The 26,413-nt window shown below is 56.3% G+C and carries 22 protein-coding genes; 14 read left to right on the top strand and 8 right to left on the bottom strand.

The annotated features are described in order from the left end of the window. The first annotated feature begins 230 nt into the window (after positions 1-230). The 3 genes from QEN58_RS17740 to QEN58_RS17730 all read left to right on the top strand — a co-directional run bounded on the left by QEN58_RS17740 (position 231) and on the right by QEN58_RS17730 (position 4,639). Complete coding sequence (locus QEN58_RS17740) at positions 231-2,906, top strand: bifunctional diguanylate cyclase/phosphodiesterase (RefSeq protein ID WP_280104919.1); 2,676 nt, start codon at positions 231-233, stop codon at positions 2,904-2,906. An 80-nt stretch (positions 2,907-2,986) separates the two neighbouring features. Then, positions 2,987-3,709, top strand: coding sequence for an HAD family hydrolase (locus QEN58_RS17735; protein WP_280104918.1), 723 nt, complete (start codon positions 2,987-2,989; stop codon positions 3,707-3,709). A 36-nt stretch (positions 3,710-3,745) separates the two neighbouring features. Further along, on the top strand, positions 3,746-4,639 hold the full coding sequence (locus QEN58_RS17730) for an EamA family transporter (protein WP_280104917.1): 894 nt from the start codon (positions 3,746-3,748) through the stop codon (positions 4,637-4,639). 17 nt (positions 4,640-4,656) lie between these two features. Here QEN58_RS17730 and QEN58_RS17725 read toward each other — a convergent pair whose 3' ends face one another. The 4 genes from QEN58_RS17725 to QEN58_RS17710 form a co-directional block, all read right to left on the bottom strand. After that, positions 4,657-5,400 (bottom strand): sulfite exporter TauE/SafE family protein, encoded by a 744-nt coding sequence (locus QEN58_RS17725; protein WP_280106958.1) that lies wholly within the window; start codon positions 5,398-5,400, stop codon positions 4,657-4,659. Positions 5,401-5,520: 120 nt separating this feature from the next. Then, on the bottom strand, positions 5,521-6,324 hold the full coding sequence (gene iolB, locus QEN58_RS17720) for a 5-deoxy-glucuronate isomerase (protein ID WP_280104916.1): 804 nt from the start codon (positions 6,322-6,324) through the stop codon (positions 5,521-5,523). An 11-nt stretch (positions 6,325-6,335) separates the two neighbouring features. Beyond that, positions 6,336-7,343 (bottom strand): inositol 2-dehydrogenase, encoded by a 1,008-nt coding sequence (gene iolG / locus QEN58_RS17715; RefSeq protein WP_280104915.1) that lies wholly within the window; start codon positions 7,341-7,343, stop codon positions 6,336-6,338. Between the two features lie 43 nt (positions 7,344-7,386). Then, entirely contained in the window at positions 7,387-8,250 is an 864-nt protein-coding gene (locus QEN58_RS17710; protein WP_280104914.1) for a MurR/RpiR family transcriptional regulator, read from the bottom strand. 238 nt (positions 8,251-8,488) lie between these two features. Between QEN58_RS17710 and QEN58_RS17705 the strand changes: the two genes are divergently transcribed. The 9 genes from QEN58_RS17705 to QEN58_RS17665 all read left to right on the top strand — a co-directional run bounded on the left by QEN58_RS17705 (position 8,489) and on the right by QEN58_RS17665 (position 19,886). Then, on the top strand, positions 8,489-9,439 hold the full coding sequence (locus QEN58_RS17705) for a sugar ABC transporter substrate-binding protein (protein WP_280104913.1): 951 nt from the start codon (positions 8,489-8,491) through the stop codon (positions 9,437-9,439). 54 nt (positions 9,440-9,493) lie between these two features. Continuing rightward, complete coding sequence (locus tag QEN58_RS17700; protein ID WP_280104912.1) at positions 9,494-10,624, top strand: ABC transporter permease; 1,131 nt, start codon at positions 9,494-9,496, stop codon at positions 10,622-10,624. A 1-nt stretch (position 10,625) separates the two neighbouring features. Further along, a complete protein-coding gene (locus QEN58_RS17695; RefSeq protein WP_280104911.1) occupies positions 10,626-11,516 on the top strand; it encodes an ATP-binding cassette domain-containing protein in 891 nt (296 codons plus the stop codon). 9 nt (positions 11,517-11,525) lie between these two features. Continuing rightward, positions 11,526-12,326, top strand: coding sequence for a TIM barrel protein (locus tag QEN58_RS17690; protein ID WP_280104910.1), 801 nt, complete (start codon positions 11,526-11,528; stop codon positions 12,324-12,326). Positions 12,327-12,412: 86 nt separating this feature from the next. Further along, entirely contained in the window at positions 12,413-14,365 is a 1,953-nt protein-coding gene (locus QEN58_RS17685; protein ID WP_280104909.1) for a bifunctional 5-dehydro-2-deoxygluconokinase/5-dehydro-2-deoxyphosphogluconate aldolase, read from the top strand. 1 nt (position 14,366) lies between these two features. After that, positions 14,367-16,214 (top strand): 3D-(3,5/4)-trihydroxycyclohexane-1,2-dione acylhydrolase (decyclizing), encoded by a 1,848-nt coding sequence (gene iolD, locus QEN58_RS17680; protein ID WP_280104908.1) that lies wholly within the window; start codon positions 14,367-14,369, stop codon positions 16,212-16,214. Between the two features lie 31 nt (positions 16,215-16,245). Beyond that, positions 16,246-17,148, top strand: coding sequence for a myo-inosose-2 dehydratase (gene iolE, locus QEN58_RS17675; protein ID WP_280104907.1), 903 nt, complete (start codon positions 16,246-16,248; stop codon positions 17,146-17,148). A gap of 35 nt (positions 17,149-17,183) precedes the next feature. After that, entirely contained in the window at positions 17,184-18,686 is a 1,503-nt protein-coding gene (locus QEN58_RS17670) for a CoA-acylating methylmalonate-semialdehyde dehydrogenase (RefSeq protein WP_280104906.1), read from the top strand. Between the two features lie 75 nt (positions 18,687-18,761). Continuing rightward, positions 18,762-19,886 (top strand): Gfo/Idh/MocA family protein, encoded by a 1,125-nt coding sequence (locus tag QEN58_RS17665; protein WP_280104905.1) that lies wholly within the window; start codon positions 18,762-18,764, stop codon positions 19,884-19,886. A gap of 64 nt (positions 19,887-19,950) precedes the next feature. On the opposite strand, the gene mgtE is transcribed toward QEN58_RS17665, so the two are convergent. From mgtE to QEN58_RS17650, 3 genes are all read right to left on the bottom strand, one after another. Next, positions 19,951-21,306 carry a magnesium transporter gene (mgtE, locus tag QEN58_RS17660; protein WP_280104904.1) on the bottom strand — a complete coding sequence of 452 codons (1,356 nt, stop codon included), beginning with the start codon at positions 21,304-21,306 and terminating at the stop codon, positions 19,951-19,953. 68 nt (positions 21,307-21,374) lie between these two features. Beyond that, positions 21,375-21,722, bottom strand: coding sequence for a DUF6482 family protein (locus QEN58_RS17655; protein ID WP_280104903.1), 348 nt, complete (start codon positions 21,720-21,722; stop codon positions 21,375-21,377). Between the two features lie 129 nt (positions 21,723-21,851). Continuing rightward, the gene (locus tag QEN58_RS17650; protein WP_280104902.1) at positions 21,852-22,868 is read right to left on the bottom strand and encodes a 1-aminocyclopropane-1-carboxylate deaminase; all 1,017 of its coding nucleotides are present in this window, start codon (positions 22,866-22,868) and stop codon (positions 21,852-21,854) included. Between the two features lie 203 nt (positions 22,869-23,071). Here QEN58_RS17650 and QEN58_RS17645 point away from each other — a divergent pair, with 203 nt between their 5' ends. Beyond that, positions 23,072-23,578, top strand: a complete 507-nt coding sequence (locus QEN58_RS17645) for an Lrp/AsnC family transcriptional regulator (RefSeq protein ID WP_280104901.1) — start codon at positions 23,072-23,074, stop codon at positions 23,576-23,578. A 7-nt stretch (positions 23,579-23,585) separates the two neighbouring features. Here QEN58_RS17645 and QEN58_RS17640 read toward each other — a convergent pair whose 3' ends face one another. Then, a complete protein-coding gene (locus tag QEN58_RS17640; RefSeq protein WP_280104900.1) occupies positions 23,586-23,960 on the bottom strand; it encodes a YbaN family protein in 375 nt (124 codons plus the stop codon). Between the two features lie 269 nt (positions 23,961-24,229). Between QEN58_RS17640 and QEN58_RS17635 the strand changes: the two genes are divergently transcribed. Then, positions 24,230-26,365, top strand: coding sequence for a PhoX family protein (locus tag QEN58_RS17635; protein ID WP_280104899.1), 2,136 nt, complete (start codon positions 24,230-24,232; stop codon positions 26,363-26,365). The last annotated feature ends 48 nt before the right edge of the window (positions 26,366-26,413 follow it).

Below are 26,413 nucleotides of genomic sequence, written 5' to 3'. Positions count from 1 at the left end.
GCACGAACTTGAAACACGCGCTGACCGGAGCGCTGGATGGCATATATGTTCTGACCACCCATCATGACTGAGGTTATGGACTTTACTACATACCCCGTTAGTCTAGGCATGGTCATAAATAGAACGTGTAAGTGTTTACGCTAACTGTGAGTACGTTGTAAGTCACAGTGCTTTATATAGATCAGTGATGAATACCCCGCTGCCCCAGAATTAGAAAAGTGAGTGCAACAATGCACACAAAAAACGACGCAGCCGATATATTCCGCCAGTTGGCAGAAGGCGTAGGGAACAGCGGGAGCCCCCGCTTTTATGCCACGCTGGTGGAGCGCCTTGCAACAATACTAGGCGTTGATCATGTGTTAGTGGCCGATGTAACTCAATTGCATCGGGCGGAGACGTTGGCCATTTGGTCAAATGGCAACTTGATGAGCAATGTTACTTACACGCTGACCGGTACCCCATGCGAGACTGTGTTAGGACGCGAAATCTGCTTTTATGATCGTGATGTTCAGTCGCGCTTTCCTGACGATAAACTGCTTTGTGAACTGGGTGCCGAGAGCTATTTAGGGCGGGCGCTCTATGCGCCGGATGGCGCGCTGATTGGCCTGTTAGCGGTGCTCAAAAACGCTCCCATGCAGTTGGGGGAATTAGCCAATGAGATACTACAAATCGCCGCCGCCCAGGCGGGTGCAGAGCTGTGCCGACAAAAAGCGGAGCAGGCATTAAGAGAGAGCGAAGAAGTCGCAAGGGAAAGTGAGCGCCGTTTGGATACGCTGCTTAACCACCTGCCTGGCATGGCCTATCGCTGTCTGAATGACCGCCATTGGACTATGCAACTGGTGAGCCAAGGGGTCGAAACGCTGACCGGGTATCGGCCCGACGAATTACAGGGTAATCGGCTGATCAGTTTTGCTGCCCTGATTCATCCCGACTATCAGGACAAGCTCTTTCAGGAGGTACAGTTGGCCATTGCCAACAGACGCCCTTACCGTGTGGTCTACCAACTGCGCCATCGCGACGGTGGTTACCGCTGGATGTGGGAGCAGGGACAGGCCGTCATCGATGAGGCGGGCGAAATCGTATGCTTGGAAGGATTTATCTCTGATGTGACCGACCAGCAAGAGTCGCAGCGGGTACAAAACGCTGTGGTTCAAGTGGCTTCTACGGTCACTACCCAGGTTGGGGACGGTTATTTTCAACAGTTGATTGCAACCTTGGTTAAGGTACTGGAAGCCGACGCCGGTTTTATTGCACTGCTGCATACCTCACCCCAGGGCAATGACAATGTCTATGGACAGGCAACGACTGTCAGCATGGTGGTTGAAGGGGCGCAGCGTGTACAGCACACCTTTGCGCTGCGAGGCTCGCCCAGCGAGCAGGTCGTGCTGGCGCGTGAAGCGGTCATGCATGACGGCCCGCCACTGTTATTACCAGGCACACTGCTACCTACAAGAGCATGGATTGGGCGGCGTTTGGATAATGCCAACGGCGAGGCCATCGGCGTGATGATGGTATTTTACCGCCAGCCGCTGACCACCAATGCGTTCGCCACCTCTGTACTGCAAATCCTTTCGACCGGTGCTGCGGCAGAGCTTGAGCGGCGGCGCGACCATCGTCACATGCAACAACTGGCCTATACCGACAGTACCACCGGTTTACCCAACCGCGCCCGTTTTATGGAGTTGCTAGCGCAAATGTGGCAAGTGGCCCAGCAAGGCGAATGCGGGCTTTCGCTGCTGTTATTGGATATCCGACGTTTTAAAGAGGTCAATGACCTCCACGGCCATCAGGTAGGCGATCAACTGCTGGTGACAGTGGCCGATCGTTTAGCGCAGATTAGCCGCTCCTATGGTTCGCTGGCGCGTTTAGCAGGGGATGAGTTTGCCCTGCTGGTGCCCGATACCGCCCACAGTGACATAGGCAACCTTGTCGAGCAGCTTCGCTTAGCAGTGAAGCCGCCGCTTCATCTTGAGCGGCGGGTCTTTCACCTAGATGTCAGCATCGGTTTTGCTCATTACCCGCAGGATGTGAGCGAAGCAGGTGAGCTATTTAACGCCGCCAGTATCGCCCTTCACCACGCCAAGCGGCGCGAAAAAAGTATCTGTTCCTACACCCAAACGATGCGTCATGCGCTGCAGCGACGCCAACGGATGACCGAGCGACTTAGCGCAGCAATCACTGAAGATCAGCTAGAACTCTACTTTCAGCCCCAGGTGAACCTTACCAGTGGTCGTTTGACCGGTGCAGAAGCCCTGTGCCGCTGGTATGACGCCGAGTGGGGCTGGGTGAGCCCCAGTGAGTTTATTCCCCTGGCCGAGGAACGCGGTTTGATCCGCATACTGGGGGACTGGGTACTAAAGGAATCTGCCAGGCAGTTACTGGCATGGCGTAACCAACCTCGGGGAGGGTTGCCAGGGAGACTATCGATCAATATTTCCGCCCAACAGTTTGCCGACCCAGAGCTCCCCCGTCACATTGCGCACCTAACTGCCGGTGTTTCGCCCAGCGCTATCTCCCTGGAACTCACCGAAAGTGATTTTATGCGCGACCCGGATCAGGCCGTTGAGATCACCCATACCATGCGTCAAGCGGGCTATGCACTCGCTATCGACGATTTTGGCACCGGCTACTCGTCGCTTTCCTACCTGCGGCGCTTCGCCGCCGACGCACTGAAAATTGATATCTCCTTTGTGCGCGAAATGCTCGAAAACAAAAATGACCGCACCATTGTTCAGACCATCATCGCCATGGCAAATGCGCTAGAGATGAAAACCGTGGCGGAAGGCGTAGAAACGCTCAACCAAGCGAATTTGCTTGCCGAAATGGGGTGCAATGAGGCGCAGGGGTATTGGTTTGGCCGCCCTCTACCGGCGGATAAGTTTGCGGCGGTATGGTTGAATACTTAGCATTCTCTTAGCGTCATCGTCTTGTCATCACCTCTGGCATACCCTACGCGCCGCCAACCCGCGATAAAAGGAGTGCCCCCATGCGCCTGGCCCTGTTTGATCTTGACGATACCCTCCTGGATGGAGACTGCAGCGACCGCTGGAACTTATGGATGATAGAGCAAGGTTGGATCAGCGATGTCGAAGCCTTTATGACGCGGGCTGAGCAAATGCACCAGGCCTATCATGCGGGGAAACTAAAGCTTGAAGAGTACTTAGCCATGACTCTAGCGCCGCTGCGTGGGCGTCGGGTGCTAGATGTGCAAAAAGAGGTCGAGCGCTTTGTCGCTACGCACCTGCAACCGCGTATTTTTGAACAAGCCTGGGCCTGCCTGGAAGCGCATCGCCAGGCAGGCGATACCCTGCTACTGATTTCCGCCTCGTCACGCCATCTCGTCGAGCCGATAGCGACCACCCTGGGCATTGAACACGTGTTGGCGGTAGAGCCAAGCGTGGAGCACGGCCTCAATGAAGCCGCGCGCTATACCGGCGGTAGCGAGGGTATTTTTTCGTATCGCGGCGGCAAGGTGCTGCGTCTAAAACAGTGGCTGACCGAACAGCAGATCACCCCTAGCCACACCACCTTCTATTCAGACTCCCGCAACGACCTTCCGCTACTGCAGTACGTGGATTGCCCGGTGGCGGTCAACCCGGACCCGGTATTGGCCGAGGTAGCTAGTGTTGAAGGGTGGCGGCGCTTAGACTGGCGGTCGCCTCCAGGCGTTTCTTCTAATGTTTTGCCAGGGAAATCGGCGCATGCCTGATGCTGTTAATACACACCTACAAAATGAGGAGCGGCCTTGAGCCCTGCCGCGCTGACCCTGGTGCTGGTCTCGGTGTGTATGCACGCCGGGTGGAACGTGCTGGGCAAACGCAATGCGCCATCATTAGCCTCTTTTGCCCTGGCTTACGGTGTAGGCGGTGCGGTGTTGCTGCCGCTGACGTTGCTTGGCCCGGCGCTCACTGCATTACCCAGTGAATTCTGGGTCTGGCTGACGCTTTCTGGGTTATGTCAGATGCTCTATATGGGCGGCTTGGCCTGGGCCTATGCGCGTGGAGAAGTGAGCGTGCTTTATCCCATTGCCAGAGCATTACCGGTGGTGCTGGTGCCTCTAGTATCTCTCGCGCTGCTGAGCAGCCGCGTGCTGGATATGTGGGATGGCCTGGGAATGGCGCTAATACTGGCCGGAGCTCTCTGCCTACCGCTTAGCCATCCTGAGGCGCGTCGGTTCTCTACCTATTTAACGCCCGCCATGGGCTTTGCGTTGTTGGCGGCTGCGGGAACGGTGGGCTATTCACTCATCGATAAGCAGGCCTTAGGGCTGATGCAAGGCGCTGGGCACACCGGGCTCACTGCCGGAGCCGTCTTTATGGTGCTTCAGGCGGTGATGACACTGGCTTGGGCGGTACCGCTGCTGGTGTTGCTGCCTGCCGAGCGGAGTCGACTTCCTGCACTTCACCAGCAAGGCCTACCGATGCTAGTCACCACCGGACTGATGATGACCTGCACCTATGGCTTGGTATTGATCGCCATGGCACTCACTGACGAGGTGAGTTACGTGGTGGCGTTGCGCCAGCTTTCTATTCCGGTGGGTGTGCTAATGGGTGTGCTGTGGCTGAAGGAGCCAGCATCCAGGGCAAAAGCCGTCGGCACTCTGGTGATGGTGGTCGGATTGGTGCTAGTGGCGTTGTAATTGCCGGCCCATACAGGTCAGCTCAGCGCCTGATAAATCAGATTAAAACCGACTAAAAACATCGCTAAAATCACCAGCCGATAGAATAGCTTTTCGTTGACGCGGCTTTGCAGCCAGAGGCCGTTGCGCACGCCGATCCAGGCGATCGGCACCAGCAGCAGTGACGCCCAGGCGCTGGTGACGTTGATTTCGCCAAGCCACATATAGGGCGCTAGCTTGATCACGTTGACCACCGCAAATGACACTGCGCAGGTCGCAATAAAGGTCTCTTTAGACAGCTTGCGCGGCAGCAGGTAGACGTTCAGTGGCGGCGCGCCCGCATGGGCCATAAAGCTGGTAAAGCCGCAGACACTTGCTGCGGGCAGCGCCCAGCGGGAAGAAATAGGCTTCTTGGCCACGGGCTTCAGCAGCATGTAAGCGGCGAACAGCAAGGTGATAACGCCCAGCACGAGGCGTAAGCCCTGTTCGCTCAAACTGTCAAATAGCAGTGTACCCACTGCCACGCCAATGAATAAGCCCGGTACAAAGCGCCAGACTTCAGTGGCGTCCTGCTTGCCCCACCATGCTTTCACCGCAAACACATCCATCACCAGCAGTAGCGGCAGTAGTAAGCCCGCTGCCTGGGCGGGGCTGATCGCCAGCGCCATTAGCGGCACCGATAGGGTGCCGAAACCACCCGCAAAACCGCCTTTTGAAACCCCAGTCAGGTAAACGGAAAATGCAATTAACAACCAAGCGATGACGGAGTAGTCGGGGAGCATTGAGGCCTCTGGATAAATGAGATAGCTAACCGTAGGAATAGCGAACAATAAAAAGCCCCGCATTAGCGGGGCTCGTAAGCATAACATTAGATAAATGTTAGCGGGCGAATCGTCTACCTATCAAACGTTCATCAACCACTCGTGGTCGGGGTCGTTGTGGAATTTCCATGCCCGCTTGGGGCCTGCCATCACATTTAAGTAGTAGAGCGAGTAGCCATGGGAGGCGCCTACTGGATGGTAGCCCTTGGGTACTAACACACAGCAGCCGTTTTCCACCGCCATGGTTTCATCAAGGCTGCGGTCATCGGTGTAAACGCGCTGAAAGGCGAAGCCCTGTTCAGGGTTAATCCGGTGGTAGTACGTCTCTTCCAGCAGTGTTTCGTGGGGTAAATTATCCACATCGTGTTTGTGGGGCGGGTAACTCGACCAGTTGCCCGCAGGGGTGAATACTTCAACGACTAATAAGCTATCGGCGGGTTCGGTTTCCGGCAAAATGTCGTGAACATGGCGGGTGTTGGTGCCCTGGCCACGGGTGCTTTGCTTGATGTTGTCAGACGCGATCAGGCGTGGGGCGTGATTACCATGCCCTGGGGCTGCGCACACCGCTAGTTCTAAGTCTGTGGTTGCTTCCACCGAGTAGCTAACCCCGTTGGGTAGGTAAACCGCGTAGGGTGGAATCTGTTCAAAGATATCCATGCGCTCGCCGATATCTTCAAAGCGGTGCTCGCCGCAGGTTACCGTGGCGCGACCGGTGAGCAGCACCAGGCACACTTCCTGATCACTGCTGCTGGCCTCCAGGCGCTGGCCCTTTGCGAGTTTATGCACCCGAAAACCAACATGCGTCCAGCCAGCCGATTCAGGGGTAACGTCGATCACTGTGCCTTGGGTGTCTGGGGCGGTGGGGCGTACCAGTAGGGAAGCCATACGTTGCTCCTTTATTTATCAAGGTTGGAATCAGCCTGAAGCAGGATTTTGCGACCTTCCCGCAATGAGCGCTCCGCTGCGTCGGCTAATCGCAATGCTTCCAAGCCATCCTGGGCGCCTGCTAGAGGGGCGCGCTTTTCTCGCCAAGCTTCGACAAAGTCGCCAATCTCTAATCGATAAGCCTCGGCATAACGCTCCAAGAAAAACCACTTGGGTTTCTCCTCCACTTGCCCTGCCTCGCCGGTAAAGCGTAGCCGGGTGTCGCTTTCGTTTTGGGCCTGGAGCATGCCTTGGCTACCAAAGGCTTCGATACGCTGGTCGTAGCCGTAGTTGGCACGTCGTGAGTTGCTAATTTGGCACAGCTTTCCACTGGCGGTGGTAAGGGTGACCATGGCGGTATCCACATCGCCTGCTTCACCAATGGCTGGGTCGATAATGCTACTGCCGACGGCAAAAACACTTTCTATCGGTTCATCTAGCAGCCAACGGGCCATGTCGAAATCGTGAATCATCATGTCGCGGAACAGACCGCCGGACTCAGCAACATACTCGGCGGGCGGGGGAGAGGGGTCGCGACTGATGATCGTCAGCGTTTCCAACGCGCCAATGCGCCCCTGGGTAACGGCCTGTTTAAGCGCCGCAAACTGAGGATCGTGGCGGCGGTTAAAGCCTAGCGCGCAGGTCACCGGGTGTTCGCTGAGTACTTGAAGCGCGTCGCGAGTGCGGGCTAGATCCAGGGCGATGGGTTTTTCGCATAGAATCGCCTTACCCGCGCGTGCGGCACGCTCCAGATATTCCGCATGAGTAGGAGTGCTGGAGGCTATCAGCATGGCATCAATGGTGTCGTCCGCGAAGATGTCATCAACTGAGGCCGCTTTGCTGGCGTACTGCTCCGCCAACGCTTCTGCAGCAGGCTGATGAAAATCAGCCACGGCTGCTAGCGTAACGTTTGGGTGCGAGTGAATGGCCTGGGCGTGTACCTTGCCGATGCGTCCAGCGCCGATGAGTGCGAGTTTCATAAGCTCTCCTGTTTTGTTTTTGCTGTTGGCTTGCTTCTGGTATTTAGGCCTTGCGCTTTTTGTCTTGGCCTTTTTCTTTGTCGCGTGTTTTGTCTTGCCGCACACCCAGAGCAATTGCCAAGGCTTGGGTCAAGCAGAGCGATGCGGTCAAACTGCGGAAACTTTTCACTTCGGCTTCGTTGACAACGAAGGTTACATCCGCGAAACGGGCCAGCGGGCTGAGGTTCGAATCGGTAATCACCACAATAGGTAGGCCACGCTGATGGGCGTCTTCGCAGGCTTTTTGGCTCTCTTCTGCATAGGGGGAGAAACTGATGGTCATTAGGGCGTCGTGTTGGCTCATAGCGCGCAGTTGCTCGCTGTACATCCCTCCCAAACCATTGACCAGCAAAGCAGGTTTATCCACATGCGCGAGGGCATAGGTCATGTAGCTTGCGATCATAAAACTTCGCCGGGCGCCCATCACATGAATCGCATGCGCCTTTTCAAAAATATCCAGCGCCTTCTCTAGGCTCTCTGGATCGATACGGCTGGGTAACTGCTCCAAAACAGCACGATTGGCATCGGCGAACTCCCATAACAGTTGGGTGCTATCCGGTGTTTCTCCGGTGGCGCTGCGTACCGCGCGAATTCGCTCAGTGTAGTTAGGCAGCTCATCGACCAGGCGGCTGCGAAACAGCTGCTGCATTTCGGAAAAGCCCTTAAAGCCCAAGCTATTGGCCAAGCGAATTAAGGTGGATGGAGTGACATCCGCCTGTTCGGCAATTTTGGCCACCGTCGCCAAAGCAACCTCCTGGGGGTGATCAAGTACAAAACGCGCGGTCTGCTGTAAGCGTTTGCTTAGCGTGGCGTACTCGGCGGTGATCAGGGTTTCCAGCTCACGGTAGCTTTGTGGTGGTTGTGGCATACAAATTCCTTCGCGTTAGCTCATGTACCACCCATTAACTCATGCACGACTGGGCAGTAGCACTGAACAAAGTGGCTGGTTGTTATGCAGTCTAGTTGAATGGAATAAATATTCCATTTATACCAAAGTATAGAATAAATAATTTGCAGTAATTGCTATTTGGAATCTATATTCCATAGCGCCAAGGCATTTAATGCCACTTCCCTACCAACAACGATAACGTTATGAGGAATTATTTATGGCACGTCTATCTCAATGGCTTCTAGCTACTGCCGCCACCACGGCATTAATGGCAGGTGCCGCACAAGCACAAGAACCGCAGCAAGACGCGAGCCGTTTCGTCATGGTGACCCACGGTGTCCCCTCTGATCCTTTCTGGTCAGTGGTCAAAAACGGCGCAGAGGCAGCCGCTGAACTAGTAGGTGCTGAGTTGGAGTACCGTGCACCGTCTACCTTTGATATGGCCAAAATGCAGCAACTTGTAGAGGCAGCGGTAGCCTCTAACCCCGATGGATTGATCCTCTCCTTTACCGATGAAAATGCCCTGGGCGGCGCTGTCCAAAATGCGGTCGATAACGGCATTCCAGTGATCACCATTAACTCCGGTGGCGACGTGGCGAGGGATTATGGTGCCCGCCTGCACATCGGGCAGAGTGAATACGAAGCAGGCAAGCAGGCTGCTGAACGCATGCAAGAAATGGGCGTCGAGAAAGGCGTCTGCGTTAACCATGAACAAGGCAACCAGGGACTTGATCAGCGCTGTGATGGCTTTGTCGAGGGCTTTGACGGCAATGCTGAGCAGCTAGCGACGACCTACGACCCCACCAACATTCGCAATGCCATTGTCGCTTACCTCAATGAGAACAGTGATGTGCGTGGTGTGCTGACCTTGGGGGCATTGGCCGCTGAGCCGATGATTCAGGCCATGCGTGAGCAGGGGGCAACCGATATGTTCACCCTGGGCACCTTTGATCTTTCACCCGGTATTTTAGAAGCCTTGGATGCGGGTGAGCTGAACTTTGCGATTGACCAACAGCAGTACATGCAGGGCTACTTGCCCGTCATGTTCCTAGATCAGTTCGTCAAGAACGGTCTACTACCCGCTGGGGATGTTGCCACCGGCCCAGGATTTGTCACTCAAGAAAACGCAGCACAGGTCATTGAGCTGAGTAGCCAGGGCATCCGTTGATAACGACCTAATAGAAAAAGGCTCGACGGTGTCGAGCCTTGGGAGTCGATCGCTATGAATTCCACTGAAACGAAGCAATCTGTTGCGCCAGCAGCGGCTGATCAAGATGAGCGTATCCAGAGAGTCTCTTTCTGGAAGAAGGCGCTTAATCGCCCAGAACTGGGGGCTTTGGCCGGTGCCGTGTTGGTGCTTGCCTTTTTTATCGCTGCTTCCAGCGGCACTGGGATGTTTACCCCAGCAGGTATTATTAATTTTCTTGAAGTCGCCGCTCAGCTCGGCATTATCGCCACGGCGGCTGCATTGCTGATGATCGGCGGGGAGTTCGACCTTTCGATTGGTTCAATGATTGGCCTAGCAGGCATTCTGATTGCTATTCCTGCGGTGGAGTATGGCTGGCCACTATGGGCCGCCATTTTATTGGCGTTCGCCTGTGCGGGGCTGGTGGGCTGGATTAACGGCAATCTGGTCAATAAAACAGGGTTGCCATCATTTATCGTTACTCTGGGCTTCCTGTTCATTCTGCGTGGTTTGGCTATCGGTACTAGCCGGTTGTTGACAGGACGTACTCAGGTGGGGGGAGTTCAGGATCATATCCCCGGAGATTGGTTCGCGGCGCTTTTCTCTGGAGAAGTCGCTACGGGACTATTTAGCTGGATGGCGGAAAATGGCTGGATGGCGACCAACTTTGCGGGCAACCCTACGGTCTCCGGTATTCCCGTCTCGATTGTCTGGTGGCTGGGCTTAACCGCTGTAGCGACTTGGGTGCTGCTGTGCACGCCTTACGGCAACTGGATCTTCGCCAGCGGTGGTGATGCTAACGCGGCGCGCAATTCAGGCGTCCCCGTCCATCGCGTCAAGATTTCACTGTTCATGTTCACCGCTTTCTCCGCGACTATCTTTGCCTGCATACAGGTAATGGATACCGGTTCGGCGGACACCATCCGTGGCTTATTAAAAGAGCTGGAGGCCATTATCGCGGTGGTCATTGGCGGCGCTTTGCTGACCGGCGGCTATGGATCTGCCATTGGTGCTGCCCTCGGTGCGCTGATTTTCGGCATGGTGCAAATGGGCATTTTTTACACCGGTGTGAATACGGACTGGTTCCAGGTCTTCCTGGGCGTGATGTTGCTGGTGGCGGTGCTGTTTAACAATTACATGCGCAAAAAGGCGATGGAGGCTAAATAACATGACTACACGCACTCCAATGATTGAAATGCGCAGTGTCAGCAAACACTTCGGCAGTGTTATCGCCATCAGTGATATCTCGATGCAGGTCTATTCCGGTGAGGTGATGTGCCTGCTGGGGGATAACGGTGCTGGCAAGTCAACGTTGATTAAAACCCTTTCCGGTGTTCACCAGCCCACCCATGGCGAGATGCTACTGGATGGCAAACCCGCCCGTTTCAAGTCCCCGGCTTACGCACTCGACGCCGGTATCGCCACCGTTTTTCAGGATCTGGCGATGGTGCCTTTGATGTCGATCACTCGTAACTTTTTTATGGGCCGCGAGCCGACGGTGGGCTGGGGCCCTTTAAAGCGGATTGATTGGAAGTATGCCGACCGGGTTGCCAAAGAGGAAATGGCTAAAATCGGTATTGATGTACGCGACCCAAGCCAGCCAGTGGGCACGCTTTCCGGTGGCGAACGCCAGTGTGTGGCGATTGCCCGCGCTGTCTACTTTGGCGCCAAAGTGCTGATTCTGGATGAGCCAACATCAGCACTCGGGGTCAAGCAAGCCTCCGTTGTACTGCGCTACATCGCCAAAGCCCGTGCGGATGGCCTTGCGGTCATCTTTATTACCCACAACGTTCACCACGCTTACCCCGTGGCTGATGCATTCACCCTACTGTCACGCGGCGGTAGTTTGGGCTCCTTCCGCAAAGAAGAGGTCAGCCGCGAAGAGGTGCTCAATATGATGGCGGGTGGCGCTGAGCTTGAAAGCTTAGACGCGGAGCTCGCGGAGTTCCAGCGTGACGATAAAGCCAAAAAGGCCAATTTAGCCGAACAAGACACCCAGCCTTCGGATGAAACAAGCGGCACTGCCCCCCCTTCCGCGCGAAGTGTTGGCGGCTATTAAGGAGCCATGATGAATACACCAACACCATCATCTCCGTTCACGCTGGCCGTTTGCGCTGAAATGATTTTCCGCGATTTACCGGTGTTGGAACGAATTAAGCGCATTTCTGAACTGGGCTTTCAAGTCGAAATCTGGGACTGGACCAAGCACGACATTGACGCACTGGCGAACAGCGGGGCGACGTTCTCATCCATGACTGGTTATGTCACCGGCACCTTAGCGGATGCCGCCGGAGCCGATGAGCTGCTACGCACCGCCGCAGAGTCGGTTGAAGTGGCCAAGCGGCTCGGCATTCCGCGTCTTAACCTACATGGTACGGGTTTGGATGGTAATGGGCTGCCCGTTCAGCCGTGCCAACAGATGACCGGCGCTATGTGGCTCAAAGCCCGGGACACGCTCAACCGGCTGGCGGATCTCGGCGAGCAGCACGGCGTCACCTTTGTGCTTGAAAACCTCAATACCGACGTTGACCACCCCGGTGTGCCGTTTGCGCGCCTGGAAGATGTGCTTGCTCTGGTGGAGAGTGTTGATCGGCCTAGCTTACGCATCATGTTGGACGTTTATCACGCCCAAATTGGCGAAGGTAATTTGATCGAATTGATTCGCCGCTGTGGGCCTTACATCGGAGAAGTGCAGGTGGCTGATGTGCCGGGGCGTTGCGAGCCAGGAACAGGCGAAATTAACTACCCAGCCATCGCCAACGCGCTGAACGACATAGGCTATCGCGGCACCGTCGGGCTGGAAGGCTGGGCCTCTGGCGACGATGACCTCGCGCTTGATCGATTCCGTGCTGCCTTCTCCTTTAGATAAGCCTTATCGATAGCCACCCAAGACGCTTGTATGCCCAGTGTCATCTTTTGCCCGATACCACGAATTTGTGACGTGGGGAGACGTTTATGCTGAATAACAATAGTCAACACAGACCACTTGACCTGATTTGTCTTGGACGCGTGGCGGTCGATCTTTACGCCGAACAGATTGGCAGTCGTTTAGAAGACGTAGCCAGCTTTGCCAAGTACCTGGGTGGTAGCTCGGGCAATATGGCCTACGGCACTGCGCGGCTTGGACTGAAGTCCGCCATGCTTTCGCGAGTCGGCGACGAACAGATGGGCAACTTTGTACGCGAAGAGCTGGAACGGGTGGGGGTAGATACCACCGCGTTACAAACCGACCCCGAACGTCATACCGGTTTGGTACTGCTAGCGTTAAAAGACCGCGAGAGCTTCCCACTGCTGTTTTACCGCCGCGACTGTGCCGATATGGCCATCGACGCCGACGCCATTGACCCTGAATTTATCGCCCGGGCCAAGGCACTGGCGATTACCGGCACGCATCTTTCTACCGATACCACCCGTCGCGCCTGCCGCAAGGCACTGGACGCCGCCGCCCATTATGGCGTGAAGCGGGTGCTGGATATCGACTATCGCCCCGTGCTGTGGGGGCTGACCAATCCCGGCGATGGTGAAACCCGCTTTATAGCCGATGATAAAGTGACCACCGACCTGCAGCGCTGGCTGACGGATTTTGATCTGATTGTGGGCACCGAAGAGGAGTTTCATATTGCGGGCGGCAGTACGGACACCTTAACGGCCCTTCGCGCGGTGCGTGAGGTTAGCGAGTCTACACTGGTATGCAAGCTGGGGCCCATGGGCTGTGTGGTGTTTGAAGGCGCCATTCCTGACCGCATTGAAGACGGCATTCTGGTCAAGGGCGTACAGGTGGAGGTGCTCAATGTACTGGGTGCCGGTGATGCCTTTATGAGTGGGCTGCTGCGCGGCTGGTTACGCGGCGAACCCTGGCAAACCAGTGCCGGTTATGCCAACGCCTGCGGCGCGCTGGTGGTCTCCCGCCATGGCTGTGCTCCGGCCATGCCCACCGAAGATGAGCTGTTCGATTATCTGGAACGCCATGATGAGGTACCCCGTCCGGATATCGATCAACGCCTAAACCATTTACACCGCGTCACTACCCGAGTACCTGCACAGTGGCCAGAAGTGTTGGGGTTGGCATTTGACCACCGCCGCCAGCTCACCGATATGGCCCGTGAAGAGTATGCCGACAGCGCTCGCCTTCCTAAGCTTAAAAAACTCCTGGTCACCGCCGCTGAGGAGGGCGCTAAACTGGGCGGCATTTCCACTCCTGCCATTCTGGTAGACGACGTGCTGGGTCAGGATGCACTCAATCAAGCCAGCGGAAAAGGCTGGTGGATTGGTCGACCCGTGGAGCTGCCGGGCTCACGTCCGCTGCGCTTCCAGCATGGCGATGATTTAGGTGCCTGCCTGCGCAACTGGCCCAGAGAGCAGATCATTAAATGCCTGGTTTTCTACCACCCCGACGATGAGGTGGCGCTGCGACTGGAACAGGAAGAGCGACTACGCCAGCTTTACCAAGCGGCCTGTGCTTATGGGCTGGAACTGCTGATTGAAGTCATTCCGCCCGCGAACATGCCCAATGACGATACCACTTTGCCGCGCAGCCTTCAGCGGCTCTACAACCTAGGTATTCGCCCTGATTGGTGGAAGCTGCCCTCAATGGCTGACGCTGCCTGGCAGGCGGTGGGAGAAACGATTGAGCGCGAGGATGCTTACTGCCGTGGGGTCGTACTGCTCGGGCTCGACGCCCCTATGGACGATATGAAACGCGGCTTTGAAGCAGCGGCCCATCATGCCTGCTGTAAAGGCTTTACCGTTGGCCGCACGCTGTTTGCCAGCGCGAGTCGTGACTGGCTAGCGGGACGTATCGACGACGCAGGTCTGGTGCAACAGGTCGCCCAAAACTATGCCGAACTGATAAAGGCATGGCGACAATTAAGGCAGCCACAGTCGCTGGCTCACACGGAGGAGGCGTAAGATGAGCACCATTCGACTCACCATGGCCCAGGCGCTGGTCAAGTACCTCGCTGCACAACGCATTGAGATAAATGGTCAGGAAGTGGCGCTGTTTGAAGGCGTGTTCGCGATTTTTGGTCATGGCAACGTGGCAGGAATGGGGGAAGCGCTTTACCACGAGCAAGACATGCTGCCCACCTTTCGCGCCCACAACGAACAGTCCATGGCCCACGCGGCGATTGCCTTTGCCAAGGCCAATGGCCGCCAGCGCCTAATGGCGGCGACTAGCTCGATAGGCCCAGGGGCGACCAATATGGTCACCGCCGCGGCGCTCGCTCACGCCAACCGTCTGCCGATTTTGCTGCTGCCGGGGGACACCTTTGCCACCCGCGAACCGGATCCGGTGCTGCAACAGGTGGAGCATTTCGGTGACCCAACCATTAGTGTTAACGACTGTTTTCGTCCGGTATCGCGTTACTTCGACCGTATTAATCGCCCGGAACAGCTGCTGACAAGCTTGCCCCAGGCGATTGCTACCCTGCTTGACCCAGAGCACTGTGGCCCGGCGACCCTGGCGCTGCCCCAGGATGTGCAAACCTTTGCCTACGATTACCCGGAAGCCTTTTTTGTCCCCAGGGTGCATCGCATCCGCCGCTCGCCGCCGGATGCTTACGAGCTCCACCAAGCTATCGCCGTGCTTCAGCAGGCCAAACGCCCGCTGATCATTGCCGGTGGCGGCGTGCATTACGCTGCTGCCTGCGACGCACTGGCCGAGTTTGCCAAAGCGCGGGGTATCCCAGTAGCCGAAACCCAGGCCGGAAAAGGCGCGCTAGCCGATAGCCACCCTTGTGCGGTAGGTGCCATTGGGGTGACCGGCAGCGCAGCCGCTAACCAGTTAGCGGAGCAGGCGGATGTCATTGTGGCGGTGGGTACGCGGTTGCAGGACTTCACCACCGGCTCCAGAGCGCTGTTTGAAAGCAGCGATAAAACGCTGATCGCCCTTAACGTTGGCCGCTTCGACAGCCTCAAGCATCAAGCACTGCCGCTAAGTTGCGATGCCTTGGTCGGGCTGGGCCAACTCGACGCGGCGCTGGGAGAATGGCGTGGCGGTGATGAATGGCGCGAACAAACTGGCACGCTCAAGCGCGAATGGGCCGAGGTAGTGCACAACGTGACCGCCGACCAAGGGCTGGCACTGCCCACCGATGCCCAGGTGATCGGTGCGGTTAATCGCCAGGCTGGCAATGATACCACCGTGGTATGCGCCGCCGGTGGCTTGCCCGGCGAGCTGCATAAGCTCTGGCAATGCTCCGGCCCCGGCAGCTACCACGTGGAGTACGGCTTCTCCTGTATGGGCTATGAAATAGCGGGCGGGCTGGGCGTCAAGATGGCCAAGCCAGAGCGGGAAGTGGTGGTGATGGTCGGCGACGGTAGCTACCTGATGCACAACTCGGAGCTGGCGACCTCGGTGATGCTGGGCCACAAGTTGACGGTAGTGGTGTTGGATAACCGGGGCTATGGCTGTATCAACCGCTTGCAGCAGGCCACTGGTGGCGCCGGGTTCAACAACCTGCTGCAAGATTGTCGCAGTGTGGAGGCGGGTGCACCCAAAACCGATTTTGCCGCCCACGCCAAAGCGCTGGGCTGTGAGTCTGAATCGGTAAGCGGCATTGCGGAGCTGGAGCAGGCGCTGGTGCGCGCTCGCAGCGCCACCTCGACCTATGTGATTGCCCTGGACACCGATCCGTTACCCAGCACCCAAGAAGGCGGTGCCTGGTGGGACGTCGCTGTGCCCGAGGTCTCCGAGCGGGAAACGGTCAATAAAGCCTATCAGGGCTATCGCGAGGCCAAGCAGCGCCAACGCCATTAATACCAACAAACATAATCACAAGGAATACGCTATGCCAACGGTTACTTTAGGCATCAACCCGCTCACCTGGACGAACGATGACTTGCCCAGCCTGGGCGGCGCAACACCACTGGAAACCTGTTTGAAAGAGGGCCGCGAAGCAGGCTTTAGCGGCTTTGAACTGGGTAACAAGTTCCCCCGCACGCCCGACGCCTTGAATCAGGTGCTTAGCGCCCACGACTTGGTGCTTGTGTCGGGCTGGTACTCCGCGCGCTTGCTGGAACGCACTCCTGAAGAAGAGATTGAAGCCATTCAGGATCACATGAACCTGCTCAAGCAGTGTGGCGCCAAGGTCATGGTGCTGTGCGAAGTGACCCACTGTGTACACGGCGATCAGGAACGCCCGCTCTCCCAGCGTCCGTACCTCTCCGAGGCTGATTGGCAGCGCCTGCTGCATGGCCTGGAGGTAGTCGGCGACTACCTGAAATCCCAGGGCATTCAGTTGGTGTATCACCACCACTTAGGCACGGTGATCGAAAGCCAAGCCGACGTTGAACGCTTAATGGACAACACCGGTGAAGGCGTAGGTCTGCTGCTTGATTTTGGTCATTTGCGCGGTGCTGGCGGCGACCCACTCGCCATCGCCAAACGCTACAGCCAGCGTATCCACCATGTGCACTGCAAAGACCTGCGTTTCCCGGTGCTGGATGCGGTGCGCAACCGCGACAAAAGCTTTTTAAACGGCGTGTTAGACGGCCTATTTACGGTGCCGGGGGATGGCAATGTGGATTTCCTGCCTGCCTTAACCCACCTGTGCGAACAGGGCTACCAGGGGTGGTTAGTGGTTGAAGCCGAACAAGACCCGGAAGTCGCCCACCCACTGACATACGCCCGCCTGGGTTACCGCAACTTGCGTCAACTTGCCGAGCAGGCAGGCTTCGACGTTGCCAGCTAAACATAGCCAGCGCCGCCTTTTAATCAGGAGCCTATATGCAAACGTTATCCCACTATCTTAATGGTCAGCTCTCCGCCGGTCAGAGCCAGCGCACTTCGCCGGTTTATAATCCAGCCACCGGTGAGCAGAGCGCCCAGGTGGCGCTGGCCACCGCTGACGAAACACGCGAAGCGGTGCGTATCGCCGATGAGGCTTTTATCGCCTGGTCAAAAACCTCGCCGCTGAAGCGTTCGCGTATCCTGTTTAAGTTCAAGGCGCTGGTTGAGGAGCATACCGATGAGCTGGCGCGACTGATTTCCAGTGAACACGGCAAGGTGTTTTCTGACGCCAAAGGCGAAGTGACCCGCGGCCTGGAAGTGGTCGAGTTTGCCTGCGGCATTCCCCACCTGCAGAAGGGCGAGCACTCAATGAACGTTGGTAGCGGCGTGGATAGCTACTCGATGATGCAGCCGCTGGGCGTGTGCACAGGTATCTCGCCGTTCAACTTCCCCGCCATGGTGCCCATGTGGATGTTCCCCATCGCCCTGGCCTGCGGCAACACCTTCGTCATGAAGCCTTCAGAAAAAGACCCCTCTACGCCGCTGCGCCTAGCCGAGCTGCTTAAAGAAGCGGGTCTGCCGGATGGTGTCTTTAATGTCGTCAATGGTGATAAAGAAGCGGTGGACGTTCTGCTCACCGATGAACGTATCCAGGCAGTCAGCTTTGTGGGTTCCACGCCCATCGCCGAGTACATCTACGCTACCGCATCAGCCCATGGCAAGCGCGTTCAGGCGTTGGGCGGTGCTAAAAACCACATGGTGATCATGCCCGATGCGGATCTCGATCAAGCCGTAGGAGCCCTCATGGGCGCGGCCTATGGCTCGGCAGGCGAGCGCTGCATGGCGATTTCGGTGGCCGTACCGGTGGGCGAAGAGACCGCCAACCGCCTGCGTGAAAAACTGGTGGCCGAACTGGATAAATTGACGGTCGGGCCTGGCCTGGTCGATGGGCCAGACAACGATATGGGGCCGCTGATCACCCGCGAGCACCGCGACAAAGTGGCGGGCTATATACAAACCGGCGTGGATGAAGGCGCCGAGCTAGTGGTTGACGGTCGCCAGACCACGATTGACGGCGCAGGCGATGGCTACTTCATCGGCGGCACCCTGTTTGACCATGTGACGCCCAGCATGCGTATTCACTCCGAGGAGATCTTCGGCCCGGTGCTGGCGATTGCTCGCGTGGCGAGCTTCGACGAAGCGGTCAGCATGATCAACGCCCACGAATACGGCAACGGCACGGCGATCTTTACCCGCGATGGCGATGCGGCGCGTCAGTACTGCGAGCAGATCCAGGTCGGCATGGTCGGCGTCAACGTACCGATCCCGGTACCCATGGCGTTCCACAGCTTCGGGGGCTGGAAGCGCTCGCTGTTTGGCCCGCTGCATATGCACGGCCCCGACGGTGTACGTTTCTACACTCGCATGAAAACCATCACCCAGCGCTGGCCCAGCGGTATTCGTGAAGAGACCAATCACTTCACCATGCCGACCATGTAAACAGTCTACGGGGCACGTCACCATTCAACGCCGGGCTCAGCCCGGCGTTATTGTTTTAAAACAGGGATAATCACAATGAAAACCCTAAAGATTGGCCTAATCGGCACCGGCTTTATGGGCAAAGCTCACGCCATCGCCTTTAATGCAGCGTCCAGCGTTTTTGAACTGCCCGCTAAACCCGTTTGCGAACTGCTGGCGGATGTCGACCTCGCCACGGCCGAGAGCCGAGCGCGGGCGTGGGGATTTGCCCGCGCCACCGGCGATTGGCGCGCCCTGGTGGCCGACAGTGACGTGGACGTGGTGGATATCTGCGCGCCCAATTTCCTGCATAAAGAGATGGCGCTGGCCGCCATTGCCGCCGGTAAACATGTTTACGCCGAAAAGCCGCTGGCGCTGAGCACGGTAGACGCCGACGAGATGGTCGTTGCGGCTGAAAAGGCGGGCGTCAAAACCCTGGTGGGCTTTAACTATATTCGCAATTCCGCCACCCAGCTGGCCCGCCAGATTGTCGCTAGTGGTGAAATCGGTGAGTTGATTCATTTTCGTGGGCGGCACAACGAGGATTACCTGCTCGACCCGGAAAAGCCCCACGACTGGCATACACAGCGGGCAACGGCAGGTGCCGGTGCGCTGGGCGATGTGGGCTCGCATATCCTCAATATGGCCGAGTTTTTAACCGGGCAGCGCATTGCCGAGGTATGCGGTCAGCTACAAACCGTTATCCCCACTCGGCCCAAGGCCGACGGCAGCGGTATGGCGGCGGTAGAGAACGATGACCAAGCCCAAGCCATGCTGCGCTTTGACCAGGGATTAATCGGTAATATCGAAACTTCACGGGTGGCGGCTGGCCGCAAAATGGGCTTGGCCTACACGCTAACGGGCACCAAAGGCGCCATTGTGTTTGACCAGGAGCGCATGAGCGAACTGCAGCTATATCGCCATGGGGATGCCCACGGCAGGCGCGGCTTCACCACCCTGTTGGCGGGCCCCGAACACCCTGACTATGCGGCGTTCAGTCCCGCGCCGGGTCATGGCCTGGGCTATAACGATCAGAAGATTATCGAGGTGCGCGACCTGGTCGAAGGCATCATCAACGATCGCCCCCTCTATCCAGATTTCCGCGAAGCCGCGCGGGTTAATCGATTAATAGAGGCTATTGAAACGTCAGATCAGACGGGGCAGTGGGTGACGGTACCGTAGTTGCTTCTGCCTTGAGCGCCTGGGCTTTTAAATAAACGCCCAGGCGCCTGCCGGGAGGAAAAAGTTACAAAATAATCAGCGTCGCGAGTCCTAAGAAGGATAAAAAGCCGACCACATCGGTCACGGTGGTTAAAATCACCGCGCCGGATAACGCAGGGTCGATCTGAAGCTTTTTCAACACCATGGGGATGAGTACGCCGGATAAATTGGCGAGGCTCATATTGATAAAGATGGCCAGGGTGATCACCAGCGTAATCATGGTGTCGCTAAACCAAATATGGGAAATCAAGCCGACCACTAATGCCCACACCAAGCCGTTACTCATACCCACCCACATCTCTTTGTTATATAGCCAGCGGACGTTGTTACCTGCGAGCTGACCCAATGCCAAACCGCGTATGACGACGGTGAGGGTTTGACTGCCCGCAATACCCCCCATGCTCGCTACCACCGGCATCAAAATAGCCAGCGCTACAATTTGATCTAAGGCCGCTTCGAATTGGCCGATAACGAAGGCGGCTAAAAAAGCCGTTAACAAATTAATACCCAGCCAAATGCCGCGACTTTTTGCGCTGCGGGTAATCGGGGTAAATACTTCCTCTTCATTACTGACACCTGACATATGTTTTAACGTCATATCAGCGTCTTCTTGAGTGATCTCTAAGACGTCGGCGGCATTTAACTGGCCGACCAATAACCCATCACTGTCGCAAACGGGCACAAAGTGCAGCTCTTTAGAGCGCAGTAAAGCCGCCGCATCGCTGACTTTCATTTGATCATTTAGGGTGAAAAAGTCATCCATATAATCATCAACCACCGCATCTTGTGGTTGCTTGATTAAATCAATCAGAGTCAAGGTGCCGAGTAAGCGTTTGTCTTTATCCGTAATCATGATCTGCTGCGACTCATCGTCGAGCAGATGGTGGATGCGAATATAGCGCTGCACAGCCTCTAACGACACGCCCTGCTTTACATTGACCGTCTCGGGATCCATGTAACGGCCAACCACGTCATCTTCATAGGCGTGAAGATTCTCAACCTGGGCGCGGATCTCTTGCTCTAAGCTGGCGTAGACGCTGGTTTTTATGGCTTCATCAGCAACATCTAAAACTTCAGCAACTTCTTGAGCATCCAAGCCTTTAACAATTTGCTCTACATCGCTGGCCGATAAGTCTTCGATGTAGTCAGCACGGATATCTTCGTCAACTTCAGCGAGAACCTCGCCGATTAAATCGTCGGGAACATACTCCCAAAGGAAATCTCGCGTTTTGGCCGGGAAGGACTCCAGCGTTCGCGCAATGTCTAAAATATCGAGTTCAGAGAAATACGCTTGTAATGCCGCTGTGTCTTGGTCATCTAGCAGGTTTTGAAGGTAGAGTAGCTGCTCTTCGGAATTGGTGTATTTTTCATCATCGCGCATAGAGTCCGTCCTTATTGGAAGCTAAGTGTTAAAGAAGTGCAAACTCCTGGCGGCTCGCTTTATGAATGTTATAGACAGGTATGGTTGAACGCCACGCGAACACCATAAGCCATGCGCTGCTGGGCAGAAACGGGTGCTACGTCGGTGCCAATCATCTCATCATCGGCGTCGGCCCAGGTCAGCGTGCCGTGGGTGAAACCCAACGGCGCCAGCGTGCGGCCAATCCACTGTGTACCGGTAAAGCGTTGCGTCTCGCCGTTCTGGTCGGTAAGCACGCTGATAGCGTTACCCTGATCCTGATGTAGGCGAACGATGTACCAACCCCTATCGAGTCCATGTACCTCAACCTCGGGTAGCGGCGCTGGGTATTGGGCAAGTTCGTCAAGGGTGAGATGTGCGGGAAGCGTTGAAGACATGGCGTATCCTCATGAGTGAACATCTTATACGCCAAGACTAAAGGGTGTGCATTATTTGTACAGCAGTAACCGTCTGATCGGCGTTGTTGAGGCGCTGGGTCAGACGGTTTGGGGAGGGTGTTTTATGCGTTATCCATTTCTAAACAGGAAACTATAGGCATTTAATGCAGGTACGCCGCCCAGGTGGGCGTAGAGCACCTTGGAGCCTGCGGGGAATTCACCGTTACGCACCATGTCGATCATGCCGTGCATGGATTTGCCTTCGTAAACGGGGTCGGTGAGTACGCCTTCCAGGCGAGCACATAGGCGAATGGCTTCCAGCGTGCCTTCGTTGGGCAGGCCGTACTCGGGGCCGCCGTAGCGGGTGTCCAAAATAACATCGTCATCGCTAATACCGCCTTCCAATTCCACCAGCTCGGCCGTATTACGCGCAATGCGCAGGATCTGTTCACGGGTTTGCTCAGGCTTGGCAGAGGCATCAATGCCAATCACTCGCTGGGCACGGCCGTCGGCGGCAAACCCCACCACCATGCCCGCCTGGGTGCTGCCTGTAACCGAGCACACCACGATATAGTCAAACGTGAAGCCCAGCTCTTTCTCCTGCTGGCGCACCTCTTCGGCAAAGCCCACAAAGCCTAAGCCGCCGTAAGGATGCTCGGAGCAACCAGCGGGAATCGGGAATGGCTTACCACCGCGCTGGCGCACATCTTCCATGGCCTGCTCCCAGCTGGGGCGAATGCCGATATCGAAGCCCGCGTCATCCAAGCGTACATCGGCCCCCATGATGCGCGACATCTCGATATTGCCCACACGGTCATACACCGCGTCGGAGTAGTTGACCCAGTTCTCTTGCACTAATACGCACTGCATACCCAGGTGAGCGGCAACGGCGGCTACCTGGCGGGTCTGGTTGGATTGAATACCACCAATCGATACCAGCGTATCGCAGCCTTTTTCCAGCGCTTCAGGAATCAGATACTCCAGCTTGCGGGTCTTGTTACCCCCAAAGGCCAAACCGCTGTTGCAGTCTTCGCGCTTGGCGTAGAGCTCTACTTCACCGCCTAAATGTTCGCTTAGCCGCTTGAGCGGCGTAATGGGAGAGGGGCCGAAGGTGAGTGGGTAACGTGGGAAGCGTTCGAGGTTCATAGCAATCTCCAGCTTTAAAACAGTGGGTGCGATATAGGGCGGCTAAGGTTGTTGTGAACAATTGGCGTGCTCTCTGCTATTTATAGTAAGTGTTAGTCATAGTTTTTGTGTTGCAAAGTTGGCTGGTTTAATGCAATAAAGGTTGTCAATACATGTCTTGTGTGTTCTTAAATAGTGTTTTTATGTGAAAAAGGTAAATAATAGTGCGTTCAAAAGCCTTCCGTTCACGCCCTGAGCCTGATGATCAGGCCGCTGAACTAGACCGAACAGATCGGCGTATCCTTAAACTGCTTCAGGACGATGCCACGCTCTCCAATGTGGCACTGGCAGAGCAGGTGAGCTTGAGCCCGGCGGCGTGTTTACGCAGGGTGGAAAGGCTCAAACGGGATGGAGTCATCAGCCGGGTGGTGGCGCATTTAGACCCAGAGCAGCTTCAGGCAGGTATGGTGGTGTTGATTGGCGTGGTGCTGGATCGCTCGACGCCAGAGTCCTTCGCCGCCTTTGAAGAGGCGGCACAGAAGGTGTCAGGTTGCATGGAGTGCCATGTGGTCACCGGGGAGTTTGATTACTTTATGCTGGTGCGCACTCGGGATAGCCAAAGCTTTAACAAATTGCATGCCGAACAACTGCTTTACCTGCCCGGCGTGCGCCAGATCCGCTCGTTTATGGGGCTGCGACAGGTAGTCTCTACTCATAAGGTGCTGGTTTAGGCGTGTGTTAAGAAGAAGACGAAGGCTCCGGCCGGGTGGCCAGCCAAACGGCGATCAGCATTAGTAGAGTGATCACGCCCCAGCGTGTCCAGCCGGGGCCGAGTGACCAAGCTGTGATCAGAGCACTCAACGCTATGATGCTAACAGCCGCCAACTTAGCGCGCCGGGGGATGGCACGCTCTTGCTCCCAGGTAACCAGCAGTGGCCCGACATAGTGACGAGAGCGGATCCAGGCCTCAAAGCGTGGTGAGCCTTTGGAGGCACAGTAAACAGCCATTAGCATAAACACGGTGGTAGGCAGCAGGGGCAGAAAAATGCCTAGTACACCGATGCTAAAACTCACCCCTGCCAGCACTACCCACATGAGGCTGATCAGTCTCATTCTTGCTCCCAATTTGGCACGCGGCGACGTATACATTGTCCGTTACGTATGGATAAGTATGGACTTATATTATGGCTTTGCCACTCGCCGGGATAGTATGCGTTGGCAGAGTCGCAGGGATCCCTCAATAGGGTTTAGGGGATAAGTGTTTAACACTCTGAGTGTTCTTCATCTAAATGCAGGCGCTCCGTCATCGTGCTGTCATTAAGCTTCTTTAGTGTCTCCTAACGTTTAATCGTTGGCTTACAAACGATCAGGGGGAGACCAAAATGAGTAAAGAGATCGAAGATCATCGCCTGTTTAACCGCAGTGGCAACCAACCTTTTGCGGAAGTATTGGCGCGCCATGTATCCCGGCGCGATGTGATGCGTGGTGGTTTGAGCATGGCGGCTGCCTCGATGCTTAGTTTTGGCGGCGCTGCGCAAGCACTTGCCTCAAGCGGCTCCCACAAAACACCTCTGACACTGGCTTTTGAGGCGGTTAAAGGGTCACGCACCGATGCCGTGGTGGTGCCGGAAGGTTATGTTGCCCAAGTCTTGGTGCCGTGGGGCACGCCGCTGAACCAAAATGTTACCTGGCAGCCCGAACAGCCGATGACCGCTGAGCATCAGGCCGAGAGTGTGGGCATGCACCATGACGGCATGGCCGGTTTTGCTCTGGATAACGACAACGCCTCGCGTCATTTTGTGCTGGCGCTCAACAATGAGTATATCGACCAAGCTGCGCTATGGGCGCCCCAAGGGGGCCCCACTAATGCAGATGGGGGCCAGCGGCCTGCGGATGAGTCGCGCACCGAGATCAACGCGCACGGTGTCACGCTTGTCGAAGTCGAAAAAGACGCCAACGGCCAATGGACGCATGTGCCGGGGTCGCGCTATAACCGCCGCTTCACCAGCGCAACGGTGATGGAGCTTTCCGGACCCGTGGCGGGCAGTGATTACGTCAAGACGCAGTTTTCACCGACAGGCCTGCAAACCCGCGGTACGAACAATAACTGTGGTAATGGGGTAACGCCCTGGGGCACCTACATTGCCTGTGAAGAGAACTGGCCTGATATCTTCGTCAATCGTGGCGAACGCTTTCAGGACGATGCTCGCATCGGTATTCCTACCGACAAGAGCCGCTATGGTTGGGATACTTCGGCAGGCGATGCCTCTGAACAGAGCGACGAATTTGCTCGCTTCGACATAACACCGCGCGGCGAGCATGCGGAAGACGATTACCGTAATGAAGCCCGTACGTTCGGCTACCAGGTGGAGGTCGATCCTTATAGTGACGTATTGGCGGTTAAGCGTACGGCACTTGGGCGTTTCCGCCATGAAGGGTGTTGGTTAGGCAAGCTGGAAGCCGGCCAGCCGGTGGTCTATTACTCCGGGCATGATTCTCGCAACGAGTATGTATATAAATATGTTTCGGATGCTGCCTGGGATCCCGCCGATGCCAACCGCCCCGGTGAAGAGTACGATCGACTTGCCATTGGCAACAAATACCTGGATAACGGCACCCTCTATGTGGCCCGTTTCCATGCTGACGGCAGCGGTGAATGGCTGCCGCTAACGCCTAGCACCCAAACACGCGATGGTCGCACACTGGCGGCGGCGTTGGGGCTATCCGAGGACGATGCGGCAGGTATCATCATCAATACCTGCGATGCAGCGGATTTGTTGGGCGCCACGCCGATGGATCGTCCGGAGTGGGCTTCCGTCGATCCTGCGTCCGGTGAGGTGTATCTCACCCTGACCAATAACTCACAACGCATCGGTGAAGATACACAGCCAACCTACACCAACAACGGTGACCGCTTGGAACAGGTAGGCGTTGGTTATGACTTGGCGCCTACCAATGCCGCCAACCCACGCGCTAATAACGAAGCGGGGCATATTATCCGCTGGCGCGAAAGTCGACTCCCGAATGCCTTCACTTGGGAGGTGTTTGTATTTGGCGCGGCGTCTAGCGATACAGATAACCACTCTGGGCTGACCGAAATGAATCAGTTTGCCAGCCCCGATGGGCTCTGGTTCGATGAGCGTGAGGACGGTCAAGGTATCCTCTGGATCCAGACTGACAACGGCTATGAAGGAGTGACTGAGTACACCAACGACCAGTTGCTCGCGGTTGTGCCTAATGGGCTGGATGATATTCAAGGCACTGGCCCGGTGGTTAACAGCAGCAACCAGCAGCAGCTTAAGCGCTTTGCAGTAGGGCCGAACGGCTGCGAAGTCACCGGTATTTTTGCCACGCCGGATAAAACCGCGCTGTTTATTAACATTCAGCACCCCGGTAACTGGCCTGCCGATGGTAGCGCGCTGACACAAGACGCCACCGTTGCGGCCAGCGGCCAAGTACGCCCTAGGGCTTCGACCGTTGTGATTCAGAAACGCGACGGTGGACCGATTGGGGTTTAACAAAAACCAAGCGTTGGGCTCAAAGCCTAGTCGCTATATTAGGTGCTA

The sequence above is a fragment of the Halomonas alkaliantarctica genome (assembly GCF_029854215.1).
In the GTDB taxonomy this organism is placed as follows: domain Bacteria; phylum Pseudomonadota; class Gammaproteobacteria; order Pseudomonadales; family Halomonadaceae; genus Vreelandella; species Vreelandella alkaliantarctica_A.
The sequence above is the reverse complement of the archived record's forward strand: the minus strand, read 5'-3'. Positions and strand labels throughout refer to the sequence as shown.